The sequence below is a fragment of the Dechloromonas hortensis genome, from assembly GCF_009469765.1.
In the GTDB taxonomy this organism is placed as follows: domain Bacteria; phylum Pseudomonadota; class Gammaproteobacteria; order Burkholderiales; family Rhodocyclaceae; genus Azonexus; species Azonexus hortensis.
Window position 1 is genome coordinate 15,433 of sequence record NZ_SSSQ01000013.1, and the last position, 15,555, is coordinate 30,987.

Genomic DNA, 15,555 nt, shown 5'->3' on the forward strand with positions numbered 1-15,555 from the left:
TTTTCATTTCAGGCGACTGATATCCGGCAGGAAAACTTCGGTCACCAGGACGCTTTGTCGCCCCAGGTGGTGCGCCGAGCGGCGCGCCCAGAGATGATCACCCACTTCGGCCAAGGCAGCCGCCCGCTGGTAAAGCGGGTGGCGTGCGTCGAGCCGGAGAAACTCGATGCCGCCGCGCGTGAAGCCGGGATAGGCAAAGAGCAGGGAGCCCAGCGAGCGCTGGCCCAAGCCGGCCATCCAGCGCGACAGACGGCCGTTGCCGGCGGTCGACAGCGTGGTATGGGCAAAAATGACCGGGCGACCGTCGCATTCCAGCGCCACTTCACGCACCCAGGCCGGCTGCCGTCCGTTGTCGCAGCCCGCCGCCTCGTCAGCCAGCGCCCGCCCCTTGCCATAGTTGAGCAGACGCACGCGAAAATGGCGGCTCGCCCGCTGGCAACGCGCCGTCAGCGAATCAGGCTCGCGCAGCCAGGAGCGCAAGAGCGGATCGTGCAGACTGGCCGGCAGGCAGGTCTGCCATTTGCTGCGTTTCATTACTGCGGCCGCGGCGCCTTGTCGATACCGTGCAGCTTGACGCCCGGCTTGAGGCCGCGCTGGGCGAACCAGCCGATATTCATCTCCAGCGCATAGCGGGCCGGCTTGCGGGCGCAATGGTTGTCTTCGGTCTGCGGCTGCATGTCTTCGATGTTGATGATGTAGCCATCGCTGTCGATGAAGGCGACCGACAGCGGGATGAAGGTATTGCGCATCCACATGCAATGCGTGTTGTTCTGCGGGAAGACGAACAGCATGCCGCGCTGCGCCGGCATCGCCTTGCGCTGCATCAGGCCGATCTGGCGGTTCTGGTCGGTGGCGGCGACTTCCGCCTCGATGCGGTGGAAGCCGGCGGTCAACTCCACGACCGGCATGGAATTCTGGGCCCAGGCGGCAGCGCTGCCGAGCAAACCGGCGAGCAGGCCGATGACGATTCTATTCATTGATCTTTCCTTGCAAATCCTGGTAACTGCCGCTGATCTGTCGCCATTGCCCAAGCGCCAGCCCCTCCAGCGTCGCCGCCCCGATGGCGGCCCGAATCAAACGCAGCGTAGGATACCCGATGGCCGCCGTCATCCGCCGAACCTGGCGGTTCTTGCCTTCGGCAATGCGGATTTCCAGCCACGCAGTCGGGATCGCGGCGCGGAAGCGGATCGGCGGATCGCGCTCCCAGAGATCCGCCGGCGCGTCGATCAGCCGCACCTTGGCCGGCTGCGCGGTGAAATCGGAGAGCTTGATGCCGGCGCGCAGCCGATCAAGCGCGGCCTCGTCCGGCATACCTTCGACCTGCGCCCAGTAGGTCTTGACCAGCTTGTGCCTGGGATCAGCGATCTTCGCCTGCAACTTGCCATCATCGGTCAGCAGCAACAGGCCTTCGCTGTCAGCATCGAGCCGACCGGCGACATAGACATCCTTGACCGGAATGAACTCGTCGAGCGCCCGCCACTTGCCTTCCGGCGTGAACTGGCTGAGGACGCCGTAAGGCTTGTTGAAGAAAACGATGGAGGACACGGGTCAGGATTTCCTGGCTGCGGCAAAGGCGCGATTTTCGCCGATTTTTGACCGTCGACCGCAGCAGTGATGCCGCTCAATGATAGAAGGCATAGCCGATCAGGATCGCCCCGACCAGCCCGACCGCATCGGCGATCAGGCCGCCGGCCAGCGCGTAGCGGGTCTTGGTGATGCCGACGCTGCCGAAATAGACGGCCAGCACGTAGAAAGTCGTTTCAGTCGAGCCCTGGATGATCGCCGCCAGCTTGCCCGGGAAGGAATCGACACCGTAGGTCGTCATCACATCGACCATCAGGCCGCGCGCACCGCTGCCGCTCAGCGTCTTCATCAGGCCGACCGGCAGCGCCGGGACAAAATCGTCGTTCAGGCCAAGGGCCAGCACGACGCTGCGAATGCCGCCGATCAGCCAGTCCATGCCACCGGTGGTGCGAAACACCGAAATCGCCACCAGCATGGCGATCAGGTAGGGAATGATCTGCACGGCAACGCCGAAGCCTTCCTTGGCACCGTCGACGAAACTCTCGTAGACATCGATGCCACGCCAGGCGGCAACGGCGACGAAGAGCACGATCAGCGAAACGATCAGGCCGCTGCCAAGCAGGCCGATCATCTGCGCCATCTGTTCCGCTGGCATACCGGCCAGCCAGAAATACAGGCCGCCCATCAGTGCCGCGAAACCGGCAAAGAAGGCCAGCACCGGCTTGCAGAACAGGTTGATGCGCTGCCAGATGGCGACCGCAACCAGGCCGGCGCAGAAGGAAACAAAGGTGCCGAGCAGGGTCGGCAAAAAGATGTCGGCGGCGTTGAAGCCGACCAGCCCCTGCTTCAGCGCGATGCTCTGGCGGATGGCAATCACCGAGGTCGGAATCAGCGTGATGCCAGCCGTATTGAGGACCAGGAACATGATCATCGGGTTGCTGGCGGTGTCCTTGTGCGGGTTGATTTCCTGCAACTCCTGCATCGCCTTCAGGCCAAGCGGCGTCGCCGCGTTGTCGAGGCCGAGCATGTTGGCGCTGACATTCATCACGATGCTGCCGCTGGCCGGATGGCCGGCCGGGATATCGGGAAAGACGCGGCGAAAAAAAGGTGCCACGACGCGGCTGAACAGTTCGATCAGACCGCCCCGTTCGCCGATTTTCATCACCCCCAGCCACAGGCTCATGATGCCGACCAGACCCAGCGAAATGTCGAAGCCGGTCTTCGCCGTCTCGAACAACCCGTTCAGCACGCGCGTAAAGATCTCAAGGTCGCCCTGCAGCAACTGCGCCACCGCCGCGACAAAGCCGACGAGGATGAAGGCGACCCAGATTTTATTGAGCACAGGCGAAATGGCGGAAAGGTTGAAGGCCCGCCAGTCTAGTGGAGCCCCCGGCAATTGTCGAAAGCGCCCGCCCCCTCGCTCAGTCGGCCAACTCCGGCAGGCCCCAGGTTTCACGCAAATCGTCGTATGCCGCCTGCGGCAACTGGACCAGCACCGGCGCCGCCGCGCCATCCAGCCAACCGGCAATCGCCGTCATGTCGGCCAGCGCCATCGCCGTACACCCCGCCGTCGCCACCCCGGGCGCTTCCCAGACGTGCAGGAAGATGCACGAACCGCAGCCGGCCGTCGGCGGTGCGGTGTTATGCGCCACTACCGCCCCCGCCGCATAACGCGCATCGCCGCGCAACATTTCCTCGCACGACGCCCAATCCACCGTCACCGCCGACTGATCGACCACGCGGTTGTAATGCGCCGAGGCCGGGTCATCGACGCATTTCAGGTCCCGCGTTGCACACCGGTAAGGCAACTTGGCGGCACGGGCCAGCAGACTGTCCGCCGCGCCGTAGCCGAACAGCGCACTGATCGCGAATGCCCCGGCCGGCGCCCGGCCATCGCCCTCTTGCTTGCTCCGCCCCGGTTGTGCCGGATGCAGCCCGCGCCCCCAGGCCAGGCCGGCTCGCCCCAGGCTGACCGGCAGCACCGGGCCAACCGCCCGCCAACCGCCGGCCGGCAAACATTCAAAACGCTGCAAGCGGCCGTCCGGAGCATCCCAATCGGCGGCAAGGCAGAGCAACAACTGGCGGCAAGTGGGAAAAAGCTGAGTCATCAGGCAAAGGCCGCACAGCGGCGGCCAAGGAAAGGTGAATGTCAATTTTGACCGATTTTGGCGGTCGACCGCAGGAATGCCTGAAAATCCTCGCTCCAGGCCCTGCTTGTCGCAGTTGGCGCCAAACCTCGGCCGGGCACCAACATTTGCTTTGGCGCAAATCCAGCCCCCCGGCGCCTTGCTATCCTTGGCAGGCGCCGGCCGCCATTTCATTTGCGCGGCCGGCCCTATACACTGCGGCGACCAATCGCCTGACAACCTGGAGAAGAAACATGCAAGGATCATTTGAGTACAAGATCGATGCCAACGGTGACGAAGTGGTTTTGGCCATCGATTTAGACTCGACCAGCACCAAGGCCCTTGTTCGCCTCGATCGTTACATCAACTGGGCAGACATTCTGAAACTGACCGAGAACGATCCGGAAGCGGCCTATGCGGCGGAACGCCTGCATACCGTTTTGCAGCACCTGGGCCGTTAAGCCCTGCAAAAACCTGGCGCGAGGCCGGCCCGGCCTCCGCCTTCGGCGCGCGCCATGAAGTTTTCCCGCATTTTCCTGAATCGTCTGCAAAACCAGCCAGACGCCGCTGACACGGTGGTCGTCATCGACGTTCTGCGCTCATTCACAACGGCGGCGGTGGCGCTGGCCAACGGGGCGCAGGCCATTTACCCGGTCGCCGAGATCAGCACGGCGGCAGCACTGCTCGACAAAATGCCGCAGGCGGTTTCGGTCGGCGCCGTGGTCGGCGGCGATCCGATGCCCGGCTTCGACTTCGGCAACTCGCCCGCCCAATTGATGCCGGTCGACCTGGCCGGCAAGACGGTGGTGCTCAGTACGGCGGCCGGTGTACGCGGCCTGCAGCGTTTCCGCCACGCCCGGCAACTCTACGCGGCCAGCCTGGTGTGCGCCCGGGCGACGGCCGAGGCCATTCGCGCGGCGGGCGCCAGCGAAGTCTGCTTCGTCATCACCGGCGAATGGGTCGATCGCGATGGCGACGAAGACATCGCCTGCGCCGACTACATCGAATCCTTGCTGCGCGGCGAACAGCCGGCGCCGGCCCAATTTGCCCAACGGGTGCGGGACTCCGATTTCGGCAGGCGCTTCACGGCCGGCAGCTGGCCGAATCTACGTCCAGCCGACCTCGAACTCTGCGCCCAGCCCGATCTGTTCGGTTTTGCGATGCCCGTCCAGCACGATGGCGGGCACCTGATCATCCGCTGAGCGCTGCGGTCGACCGGCAGTTTCCGGCAAAAATGGAAACTGCCCCCTCCCTCAGTGGCTGGTGCCTTCCGACTTGGTGATCTTGTTCCAGACGTTGTACTTGCCGACCGGTTTGCGCATCGGCAGGCGCTTCACTTCCTGGAGGGTTGCCGCGTCATAGATGATCAGCGCGCCGTTGTCCTCCCACAGGCTGGCCAGTACGTACTTGCCATCCTTGGTGAATTCGACGTGGGCGAAGGTCTTGCCCGGCTCCGGCTTCAATTCGGCGACGATTTCCAGCGTTTCCTTGTCGATGATCTGCATGGTGTCCTTGAACTCCTTGCTCATCATCGAATCGGTCCATGCGTAGCGGCTGTTTTCGTGGCTACGCATGAAGAAGCCGGGGCCGCGCGTCTTGATCTGCTTGATGGTCTGCCAGGTCTTCATGTCGATGATGCTGATCACGCCTTCGTTGAGGTTCGGCGTCGCCATCACCGTCCGCTCCTGCCCTGCCTTGTCCATCCATTTCCAGCTGATACCGGAACCGAGATGCGGCATGCCGGGCAGTTCGAGGTTGGCGATTTTCTTGCGCGCGTCGAGGTTGACCACCTGGCCACTGACCGCGCTCTTCGCGTCGTTGCGCGAGGCGCCCATCACTTCGTCGTAGCCCTGGGTAAAGTAAAAATCATCGAGATAATCGTCGAGCTGGCTGCGTCGCGGATTGAGGAAGCCGGGAATGAAAGCCCCTTCGCGATACTTGAAGTCGTGGATCATGCCAGTCGGGATTTCATCCGCCTTCGGGTTGTATGAGACCTCCCACACTTCCTTGACGTCCTTCAGCGCGGCGACAAAGCTCTGCCGCGGCGAAGCGTCATAGACGGCGGAAACGCGCGAGCTCGTCTTGCCATCCTTGTCGCTGACCGGCAGGATTTTGGCGAGGTTCAGATCGGCATCGAGAATGACCAGGCTGTGCGGCAGGTAGTTGGCCACCGCGACCCACTTGCCATCGCCGGAGACCGCTGCGTTGCGGGTATTGATGCCGGCCCGCACTTCGGCGATGACCTTGAGGTTCCACATGTCGAACTTGGTGATCCATCCATCGCGCGAGGCGAAGAAGACGTAACGTCCGTCCGGCGTGAATTTCGGCCCACCGTGCAGCGCGAAACGCGACTGGAAGCGATGGATCGGCGCCAGCTTGTCGCCGTCGAGGATGGAGACATGGTGATCGCCGCTTTCGACGACGACGAACAGGTTCATCGGGTCGGCGCTGAATTGCGGCTTGTCCGGCAGGCTGCCCGGTGCGTAGCTGACGATCCGCGAGGCGCTGATTTCCTTTTCGCCCCAGACCGGCATCGGCTTGATCGGGGTATAGGCGTAATCGACCAGGGCCTTGACCTCCTCGGCCGACAACTTGCCGCCAAAGGCTGGCATCTGCGTCGCCGGTCGACCTTCGCGGATAACTTTTTCCGCCTCCGGCTTGCGCAGCCGGGCCAGGTTGTCCGGCAGCAGCGCCGGGCCGATGCCACCCAGGCGGTCGGCCCCGTGACAGGCGGCACAATGCTGCTGGAAATTGGCGTGGGTATCGGACGCTTCGGCCAGTTGCGCCATCGCCATCAGGAAATAGACGGCAAAGCCGGCCGGGATCAGGATTTTCCAGTTCACGATGCAATTTCCTCGTCGGCCAGGTAGCAGCCGGGGTCTTCCGCCCAGGCATCACCGGTCATTTGTTGGGCCCGGACCCGGGTGTTGCCGTTACAGATCTGCAGGTAGGCGCAACTGCCGCAGCGCCCTTTGACCGCCCGCGGGTGCTGCTTGAGGCCGGCCATCAGTGCATCCGAGGTGTCCGGCCAGATTTCGGAAAACGGCCGATCCTTGACGTTGCCCAGGTTGTGGTGCCACCACATGGTATCCGGATGCACATTGCCCAGGTTGTCGATATTGGCGACATTGACCCCCGACGAATTGCCGCCCCATTGGCGCAGTTTGGCCTCGACATGCGCCGCCTTGTCCGGAAAGCGCCGGCGCACCCAGTGCAGGAAATAGACGCCGTCGGCGTCGTTGTTGCCGGTGGTGAATTCCTTGTGCAGGCCACGCTGGTTGTACTCCCAGCAGGTATCGAAGAGCAGATCCATCGCCCAGCGCGTCAGCTGGTGCTGGGCGTCGTCCTTGCGGTTCTTGTTGCCGCGCCCAGCGTAGTTCAGGTGCGAGAAGTAAAAGCGATCGATGCCTTCGTCTTCGACCAGCTTGAGCAGGCCGGGCAGATCGTGGGCATTGTCCTGCGTCATCGTGAACCGGACGCCGATCTTCAGGCCGAGATCGCGGCACAGCCGGATGCCCTTGAGCGACGCTTCGAAAGCGCCGTCCATGCGGCGGAACTTGTCGTGCGTTTCGCGGATGCCGTCGAGCGAGACGCCGACATAGTTGAAATCGCATTCGGCGATCTGGGCGATGTTGCTCTCGTCGATCAGCGTGCCGTTCGACGACAGGCCGACATAGAAGCCCTTGGCCTTGGCACGCTTGGCGATGTCGTAGATATCGGGCCTCAAAAGCGGTTCACCGCCGGACAGGATGAGCACCGGCACCTTGAAGCCCCGGAGGTCGTCCATCACCGTATAGACCTGCTCGGTGCTCAACTCGCCGGGGAAATTGGTATCGGCCGAAATTGAGTAGCAATGCTTGCAGGTCAGGTTACAGCGCCGGATCAGATTCCAGATCACCACCGGGCCGGGTGGATTGCGCTTGGGGCCGAGCGGTGTGGGTTCGGCGATTTCCTGCATGTACTGAGAGATGCGAAACATGGATGTCCTTGCTGGCGATGTGGGCGTATTCAACGGCAGCCCGGCTAGCAACTCCTTGACGTGAGTCAACCGCCGGAAAATAGGGGCGTTAACTGGGTAGCACAAGCCTTGCGGTATACTCCCCAAATGACCCCCAATGCACAAAACACCGCTGGCAATGAGCCGGTGCTCCCCGGCCATTGGGCCGCCGCGATCGAATCGCAACTGCTCGCTGGCGAAAAAATTCAATGCTGGCTGGAAATTGACCTCGATACGCGGCTGCAGTTCGCCTCCGGCCTGATCGCGGTCACCGACCAGCGCCTGCTGGCCCGGGCACCCAGTGAACCGACCTGGTCGGCCTGGCCGCTGCGTGCCGGTCTGGCACTGAACCACCACGACAATGCCGGCGTCGGCACGCTGGAACTGCTCGATGAAGCCGGCCGACTGGCTGCCTGGCGCTACACGCTGAGCCACAACCTGGCGGCGTTGCGAGTGATCAGCGAATTCGAACTGCATCAGGCCGCCATCGTCAGCGGCCAGGCCGTGCAAAGGCCCGACGAAGAGGTTTGCCCGAAATGCAAGGCACCGCTCGAACCGGGGGTCGAGGAATGCCCGATCTGCAGCCGCGAGGCGACGGTATCCCCATCCACCTGGACGCTGTTCCGCCTGTGGCGCTTCGCCCGCCCCTACCGCTGGCAACTGCTGACCGGTTTTCTGCTGACCCTGGCGTCGACCGCCGCTCAACTGGTACCGCCCTACCTGACCATGCCGCTGATGGACGAGGTGCTGATTCCTTTCCAGAACGGCAAGCCAATCGACTGGCCGCTGGTCGGCATGTACCTCGGCGGCCTGTTCGGCGCCGCCGCGCTGGCCTGGGGGCTGGGCTGGATCCGCACCTACATCCTGTCGCTGGTCTCCGAACGGATGGGCCGCGACCTGCGCACCACCACCTATGAGCATCTGCTGGGTCTGTCCCTGGAGTACTTCGGCGGCAAGCGGACCGGCGACCTGATGGCGCGGATCGGCAACGAAACCGACCGCATCAACATCTTCCTATCGCTCGATCTGCTCAATTTCGCCACCGACGTGCTGATGATCACGATGACCGCCGTCATCCTGTTCTCGATCAATCCGTGGCTGGCGCTGGTCACGCTGCTACCCTTGCCGATCATCGGCTGGCTGATCCATTTCGTCCGCGAAAAACTGCGCACCGGCTTCGAAAAGATCGACCGCGTCTGGGCCGAAGTCACCAACGTGCTGGCCGACACCATTCCCGGCATCCGCGTCGTCAAGGCCTTTGCCCAGGAAAAGCGCGAAGGCGAGCGTTTCCGCGCCGCCAACGAGCACAACCTGCAGATGAACGACAAGCTGAACAAGACCTGGTCGCTGTTCACCCCGACCGTGACCCTGCTCACCGAGGTCGGCCTGCTCGTCGTCTGGGTCTTCGGCATCTGGCAGATTTCCAAGGGTGACTCGACGGTCGGCGTGCTGACCGCCTTCCTCGCCTACATCGGCCGCTTCTACACCCGACTCGACTCGATGAGCCGCATCGTCTCCGCCACCCAGCGCGCGGCGTCGAGTACCAAGCGCATCTTCGATATTCTCGATCATGTTTCCAGCGTGCCCGAGCCAAGCCGGCCGGTGCATCTGAGCAAGGTGACCGGTCGTCTCGAACTGAAAAAGGCCAGCTTCCGCTACGGCACCCGCGCCGTGACGCGCGACGTCGATCTGGTCATCGAGCCCGGCGAAATGATCGGCCTGGTCGGCCACAGCGGTTCCGGCAAGTCGACGCTGGTCAACCTGATCTGCCGCTTCTACGACGTCACCGAAGGCCAGGTGCTGATCGACGGCGTCGATGTCCGCTCGGTACCGGTCGCCGAATTCCGCCAGCACATCGGCCTGGTGCTGCAGGAACCCTTCCTGTTCTTCGGCACCATCGCCGACAACATCGCCTACGGCAAGCCGAACGCGACACGTCAGGAAATCATCGCCGCTGCCCGCGCCGCCCACGCCCATGAGTTCATCCTGCGCCTGCCGCACGGCTACGACTCGCTGGTCGGCGAACGCGGCCAGGGCCTGTCCGGCGGCGAGCGCCAGCGCATCTCGATTGCCCGTGCCCTGCTGATCGATCCACGCATCCTGATTCTCGACGAGGCGACCTCGGCGGTCGACACCGAAACCGAGAAGGAAATCCAGAAGGCACTCGACAACCTGGTCAAGGGCCGCACCACCATCGCCATCGCCCACCGCCTGTCCACGCTGCGCAAGGCCGACCGGCTGGTCGTCATGGACCGCGGCCGCATCGTCGAAATCGGCAACCACGATGAATTGATGGCGACCGAAGGGCATTACTTCAAGCTCTACACGGCCCAGGCCCGCAACGTCGATACCGAGCCCTTGCTGCCGCGCGCCCCGGAACAGCCCAAAACTCACGCGGAATAAACCATGTCGAACGTCAATTTCCAACTGCACTGCGATAGCTACGGTCGACTGGTCCTGACCAGCGAAAACGGCGAGCGCCATGAAGGCGTCACCCCGGTCCGCGCCTTTCCCATCGCCGCCCCCGACGAAGGTTTGTCGCTGGTCAATTACGAAGGCCACGAAGTCGGCTGGGTCGATCACATCGCCGACCTACCCCCGGCCATCGGCCGCCTGATCGAGGAGGAACTGGCCAGCCGCGAGTTCGTGCCGGAAATCGAGCAGATCACCGAAGTCTCCAGCTTCGCCTGCCCGAGCACCTGGCAACTGCTCACCAATCGCGGCAAGACCGAGCTGGTGCTGAAGGGTGAGGAGGATATCCGCCGCCTGTCGCAGACTCGCCTGCTGATCGCCGACAGCCACGGCATCCAGTTCCTGGTCCGCGACCTGACGCAACTCGACCGCCAGAGCCGGAAACTGCTCGACCGCTTCCTGTGAAGCCTGGCCTGTAACACCCTGTAGCAAATGGTGACAATTTTTCGTCACCGGTAATCCACGACGCGACGAAAGCGTTAATAATTACCAGCTGCCCCATAACAATTTCTGACAGCGGAACGGAGCTGGGCGAAACGAGCATGAAGAAAAAAGACATCATCATTCGGGACATCATTTCCCTGCGTGGCCCGAGCATCTGGACCTACCCGCCAGCCATCGAAGCCTGGATCGACATCGGCGAATTCGAGGACTATCCCAGCAACAAGCTACCCGGCTTCGTCGACCGCCTGAAAGCCTGGCTGCCCTCATTGGTCGAACACCGCTGCAACTACGGCGAACACGGAGGCTTTCTGCGCCGCCTCGACGAAGGTACCTGGCTCGGCCACGTCCTCGAACACGTCGCCCTCGAACTGATGACCCTGGGCGGCCTGCCCGACGGTTTCGGCCGCACCCGCGAAACAACGACGCGCGGTGTCTACAAGCTGGCGATCAGCAACTGGCAGGACGACATCACCCGTCTGGCACTCGACAAGGGTATCGAGCTGATCCTCGCCGCCGTCGAAGACAAGCCTTTCGACATGGCCGACACCATCGACACGCTGCGCCGCCGGGTTGACCGCAAGTACCTTGGCCCGTCGACCGCCGCCATCGTCAATGCCGCCGAAGCGCGCGGCATTCCGCACATCCGCCTGCTCGACGACGGCAACCTCGTCCAGCTCGGCTACGGCGCCGCGATGCGCCGCATCTGGACGGCCGAAACCGACCAGACCAGCGCCATCGCCGAAACCATCTCGCGCGACAAGGACCTGACCAAGGAGCTGATTTCCTCGGTCGGCGTCCCGGTGCCGGAAGGCCGCGAAGTCGACAATGCCGACGACGCTTGGGATGCCGCCGAAGATATCGGCGTACCGGTCGTCGTCAAGCCGACCGACGGCAACCACGGGCGCGGCGTCTTCATCGACCTGACGACCAAGGAAGAAGTCGCCAAGGCCTACGCCATTGCCGTCGAGGAAGGCTCCGGCGTGCTCGTCGAGCGCTCCATCCAGGGTATCGAACACCGCCTGCTGGTGGTTGGCGGCAAACTGGTCGCTGCCAACCGCAGCGACCTGATCACCGTCATCGGCGATGGCAAGTCGACCGTGCAGCAACTGATCGACAGCCAGGTCAATATCGACCCGCGCCGCGGCACCACCGAACTGCACCCGCTGTCGATCATCCGCATCGACACCGCCGCCAGGATCGAGCTCGAACGCCAAGGCCTGAACGCCGACAGCGTGCCGGCCAAGGACCGCGAAGTGCTGATCCAGCGCAACGCCAACCACGCTTTCGACTGTACCGACGAAGTCCATCCCGACACCGCCCAGGTCGCTGCATTGGCTGCCCGCGTCGTCGGCCTCGACATCGCCGGCATCGACCTGGTCTGCCAGGACATTTCCAAGCCACTGGGACCGCAGGGCGGCGCCATCGTCGAGGTCAATGCCGGCCCCAGCCTGCTGATGCACATCAAGCCGGGCATCGGCAAGCCGCGCCCGGTCGGCCAGGCCATCGTCAACAACCTGTTCGGCGACGGCCCGAGCGGTCGCGTGCCGCTGGTCGGCGTCACCGGCACCCACGGGCGGAATGCGGTCGCCAAGCTGGTCGCCCACCTGATCTATCTCTCCGGCCAACACGCTGGCCTGGCCTGCAAGGACGGCATCTACCTCGGCCGCCGGCACGTCCAGAAAACCTGCGCCGCCAACTGGGAAGGCGGTCGTCGCCTGCTGCTCAACCGCTCGGTCCAGGCCGCGGTCATCGAGAACGGCGCCCCCGTCATCCTCGGCGAAGGCCTGGCCTACGACCGCTGCTCGGTCGGCATCGTCACCAACATCGCGCCGGACGATGAAGACCTGTCGCGCTGGGACGTCCAGCCGACCGGTGGCGAGTACTACACGACGCCGCGTTCCATTTACCGGACGCAAGTCGATGTCGTGCTGCCCACGGGCCACGCCGTGCTCAATGCCGAAGACGAACTGGTCGCCGACTTTGCCGAACTGTGCGACGGTGAAGTCATCTTCTTCGCCGTCGATCCGGCCAATCCGACCCTGGCCACCCACCTGGCCGCCGGCAAGCGCGGCGTCACGGTGGTCGATAAGCGGGTTGTGCTGCGTGCCGGCAACGATGAAGTCCGCCTCAGCCGACTGGTCGATGCGCCCTATATCGGCAAGGCCAAGCAAGCAAAAAACATTGCCAACGTACTGGCCGCCATTGCTGCAGGCTGGGCCATGGGCCTAAGCAAGGAAGTGCTGACGACAGGGATGAAAACCTTCGGCCTCGAACTGACCGACCCCGCAGCCCTGATTCCGCAACTCGCCAAGAAGTCGCAACCCGCAAAGAAGCCGGCCACCGCCCGGAAATAACGAGGAACAAGCGTCATGGACGTTTCCCGCATTCGCGCCCTGCGCGGCCCCAACCTGTGGAGCCGGCATACCGCCATTCAGGCCATCGTCACCTGTGAAGGTGGCGAGGTCGCCATTTCAGACCTGCCTAACTTCGAAGCCCGCCTGCGCGAGCGCTTCCCGGAACTGGGCGACCTGATTCCCTCCGACCACCTCGACACCGTGTCGATGGCCCATGCTCTTGAATTCGCCGCCCTGGGCCTGCAGGCCCAGGCCGGCTGCCCGGTCACATTCAGCCGCACGGCACAAACCGTTGACCAGGGCGTGTACCAGGTTGTCGTCGAATACACCGAAGAGGATGTCGGCCGTCTCGCCTTCGAACGCGCCGAACAACTGTGCCAGGCTGCGCTGAACGATACCGCCTTCGATCTCGAAGGAACCCTGAAGGAACTGCGCGACCTCGATGAGGATATACGTCTCGGCCCCTCAACCGGCGCCATCGTTTCGGCCGCCGTTGCCCGTGGCATTCCGTATCGCCGGCTGACCCAGGGCAGCCTGGTCCAGTTTGGCTGGGGCAGCAAGCAGAAGCGCATTCAGGCCGCCGAAACCAGCCTGACCAGCGCCATTGGCGAATCGATCGCCCAGGACAAGGAACTGACCAAGAAACTGCTGCACGCCGCCGGCGTCGCAGTGCCCTACGGCCGCCCGGTCGAGGACGAGGACGATGCCTGGGTCGCCGCCCAGGAAGTCGGCCTGCCGGTCGTCGTCAAGCCGCAGGATGGCAATCAAGGCAAGGGCATTTCGGTCAATCTGACGACCGAGGAACAGGTCCGCCGCGCCTACCGCGTCGCCATCGAGTTCCGCGACGACATCATGGTCGAGAAATTCCTGCCCGGCCACGACTGGCGCCTGCTGGTCATTGGCGACAAGTTGATTGCTGCCGCCCGGCGTGACCCGCCGCTGGTCATCGGCGACGGCACGCACACGATTCGCCAGCTGGTTGACATCGTCAACAGCGACCCGCGCCGCTCTGACGGTCATGCCACCTCGCTAACCAAGATCCGCTTCGACGAAATCGCCCTTGCCCGCCTCGCCGAGCAAGGCTATGACGCCGATGCAGTGCCACCGCGTGGCGTCCGCGTCGTCCTGCGCAACAACGCCAACCTGTCCACCGGCGGCACGGCCACCGACGTCACTGACGACGTCCATCCCGAACTGGCCGCCGCCGCCGTCGCTGCCGCGCAAACCGTCGGCCTCGACATCGCCGGCATCGACGTTGTCTGCGACACCATGCACAAGCCGCTCGAAGAGCAGGGCGGCGGCATCGTCGAAGTGAACGCCGCCCCCGGCCTGCGCATGCATCTGGCCCCCTCCTTCGGCAAGGGCCGCGCCGTCGGCGAAGCCATCGTCGGCATGATGTTCCCGGACGGCGACAATGCCCGTATCCCGGTGGTTGCGATCGCCGGCACCAATGGCAAGACGACGACCAGCCGCCTGATCGGCCGCATTTTCGAGGCCAACGGCCTGCGCGTCGGCATGACCAGCACCGACGGTGTCTATATCGAAGGCCGGCGTACCGACGACGGCGACTGTTCCGGTCCGCGCAGCGCCCGCAACGTGCTGATGCACCCGGACGTCGATGCCGCGGTTTTCGAAACAGCGCGCGGCGGCGTATTACGCGAGGGCCTCGGCTTCGACATGTGCGATGTCGCGGTGATTACCAACATCGGCATCGGCGACCACCTTGGCCTCAACTACATCACGACTGTCGACGAACTGGCCGTGGTCAAGCGCGTCATCGTCGAAAACGTCGCGCCGAACGGCACCGCCGTACTCAATGCGGCCGACCCGGTGGTGGCGGCGATGGCCCATCATTGCCAGGGCGAGATCATCTTCTTCGCCCGCGACCGGGCCAACCCGGTACTGGCCACCCACCGTGCCCAGGGCAAACGGGTCGTCTATGTCGAGCGTGATGCCATCATCTGCAGCGAAGGCCGCAAGAAGCACCGTATTGCCCTGGCCAACGTGCCACTGACCCGCAATGGCACGATTGGTTTCCAGGTCGAGAATGCGATGGCAGCCACCGCCACTGGCTGGGCCCTCGGCTACGACTGGGAAATCATCGAACGCGCCCTGGCTAGCTTCGTCAGCGATGCAGCGACCGCCCCTGGCCGCTTCAATGTCTTCGACTACAAGGGTGCGACGCTGATCGCAGACTACGGCCACAACCCGGATGCCATCCAGGCACTGGTTGGTGCCATCAACAACATGCCAGCCGTACGCCGCTCGGTTGTCATCAGCGGCGCCGGCGACCGGCGCGATGATGATATTCGCCAGCAAACCGAAATCCTCGGTGAAGCTTTCGACGATGTCATTCTCTATCAGGACGCCTGCCAGCGTGGCCGGGAAGACGGTGAAGTCATCGCCCTGCTTCGCGAAGGCCTGGCCAATGCCAGCCGCACCAAGCAGATCGACGCCATCACCGGCGAATTCATCGCCATCGATACCGCGCTGGCCCGCCTGCAACCGGGTGACCTCTGCCTGATCCTGATCGATCAGGTGGAAGAAGCGCTGGCGCATATTGCCGGACGCATCGCCGAAGCCGGCTAAACCCGAGACGTCGTTCCCCGCAAAAGCCCGGCCGATGCCGGGCTTTTGC

13 protein-coding genes are annotated in these 15,555 nt (G+C 63.7%); 6 read left to right on the plus strand and 7 right to left on the minus strand.

All coding sequences use genetic code 11. From position 1 onward, the window contains the following. Positions 1–3: 3 nt before the first annotated feature. From GH663_RS17185 to GH663_RS17205, 5 genes are all read right to left on the minus strand, one after another. Positions 4–534 (minus strand): chorismate--pyruvate lyase family protein, encoded by a 531-nt coding sequence (locus tag GH663_RS17185; RefSeq protein WP_153132896.1) that lies wholly within the window; start codon positions 532–534, stop codon positions 4–6. Continuing rightward, on the minus strand, positions 534–977 hold the full coding sequence (locus GH663_RS17190; protein ID WP_153132897.1) for a DUF192 domain-containing protein: 444 nt from the start codon (positions 975–977) through the stop codon (positions 534–536). Before GH663_RS17190 ends, GH663_RS17185 begins: the two co-directional genes overlap by 1 nt. After that, the gene (locus tag GH663_RS17195) at positions 970–1,545 is read right to left on the minus strand and encodes a pseudouridine synthase (RefSeq protein WP_153132898.1); all 576 of its coding nucleotides are present in this window, start codon (positions 1,543–1,545) and stop codon (positions 970–972) included. Before GH663_RS17195 ends, GH663_RS17190 begins: the two co-directional genes overlap by 8 nt. 76 nt (positions 1,546–1,621) lie before the next feature. After that, a complete protein-coding gene (locus GH663_RS17200; RefSeq protein ID WP_153132899.1) occupies positions 1,622–2,866 on the minus strand; it encodes a nucleoside recognition domain-containing protein in 1,245 nt (414 codons plus the stop codon). 79 nt (positions 2,867–2,945) lie between these two features. After that, a complete protein-coding gene (locus GH663_RS17205) occupies positions 2,946–3,632 on the minus strand; it encodes a L,D-transpeptidase family protein (RefSeq protein WP_153132900.1) in 687 nt (228 codons plus the stop codon). 272 nt (positions 3,633–3,904) lie between these two features. Here GH663_RS17205 and GH663_RS17210 point away from each other — a divergent pair, with 272 nt between their 5' ends. After that, positions 3,905–4,111, plus strand: a complete 207-nt coding sequence (locus GH663_RS17210) for a hypothetical protein (RefSeq protein WP_153132901.1) — start codon at positions 3,905–3,907, stop codon at positions 4,109–4,111. A 54-nt stretch (positions 4,112–4,165) separates the two neighbouring features. Then, entirely contained in the window at positions 4,166–4,852 is a 687-nt protein-coding gene (locus GH663_RS17215) for a 2-phosphosulfolactate phosphatase (RefSeq protein ID WP_153132902.1), read from the plus strand. 51 nt (positions 4,853–4,903) lie between these two features. Here the strand turns inward: GH663_RS17215 and GH663_RS17220 are convergent, their stop codons facing one another. Together GH663_RS17220 and nirJ are read right to left on the minus strand one after the other, a co-directional pair. Further along, positions 4,904–6,445, minus strand: a complete 1,542-nt coding sequence (locus GH663_RS17220) for a nitrite reductase (RefSeq protein WP_153132982.1) — start codon at positions 6,443–6,445, stop codon at positions 4,904–4,906. Between the two features lie 44 nt (positions 6,446–6,489). Further along, complete coding sequence (gene nirJ, locus GH663_RS17225) at positions 6,490–7,629, minus strand: heme d1 biosynthesis radical SAM protein NirJ (protein WP_153132903.1); 1,140 nt, start codon at positions 7,627–7,629, stop codon at positions 6,490–6,492. A gap of 126 nt (positions 7,630–7,755) precedes the next feature. Between nirJ and GH663_RS17230 the strand changes: the two genes are divergently transcribed. The 4 genes from GH663_RS17230 to cphA all read left to right on the plus strand — a co-directional run bounded on the left by GH663_RS17230 (position 7,756) and on the right by cphA (position 15,506). Further along, the gene (locus GH663_RS17230) at positions 7,756–10,050 is read left to right on the plus strand and encodes a cyanophycin metabolism-associated ABC transporter (RefSeq protein ID WP_153132904.1); all 2,295 of its coding nucleotides are present in this window, start codon (positions 7,756–7,758) and stop codon (positions 10,048–10,050) included. 3 nt (positions 10,051–10,053) lie between these two features. After that, positions 10,054–10,524 carry a cyanophycin metabolism-associated DUF1854 family protein gene (locus tag GH663_RS17235; RefSeq protein ID WP_153132905.1) on the plus strand — a complete coding sequence of 157 codons (471 nt, stop codon included), beginning with the start codon at positions 10,054–10,056 and terminating at the stop codon, positions 10,522–10,524. Between the two features lie 137 nt (positions 10,525–10,661). Further along, positions 10,662–12,917 carry a cyanophycin synthetase gene (locus GH663_RS17240; RefSeq protein ID WP_153132906.1) on the plus strand — a complete coding sequence of 752 codons (2,256 nt, stop codon included), beginning with the start codon at positions 10,662–10,664 and terminating at the stop codon, positions 12,915–12,917. A gap of 15 nt (positions 12,918–12,932) precedes the next feature. Next, positions 12,933–15,506 (plus strand): cyanophycin synthetase, encoded by a 2,574-nt coding sequence (gene cphA, locus GH663_RS17245; protein WP_153132907.1) that lies wholly within the window; start codon positions 12,933–12,935, stop codon positions 15,504–15,506. Positions 15,507–15,555: the final 49 nt, after the last annotated feature.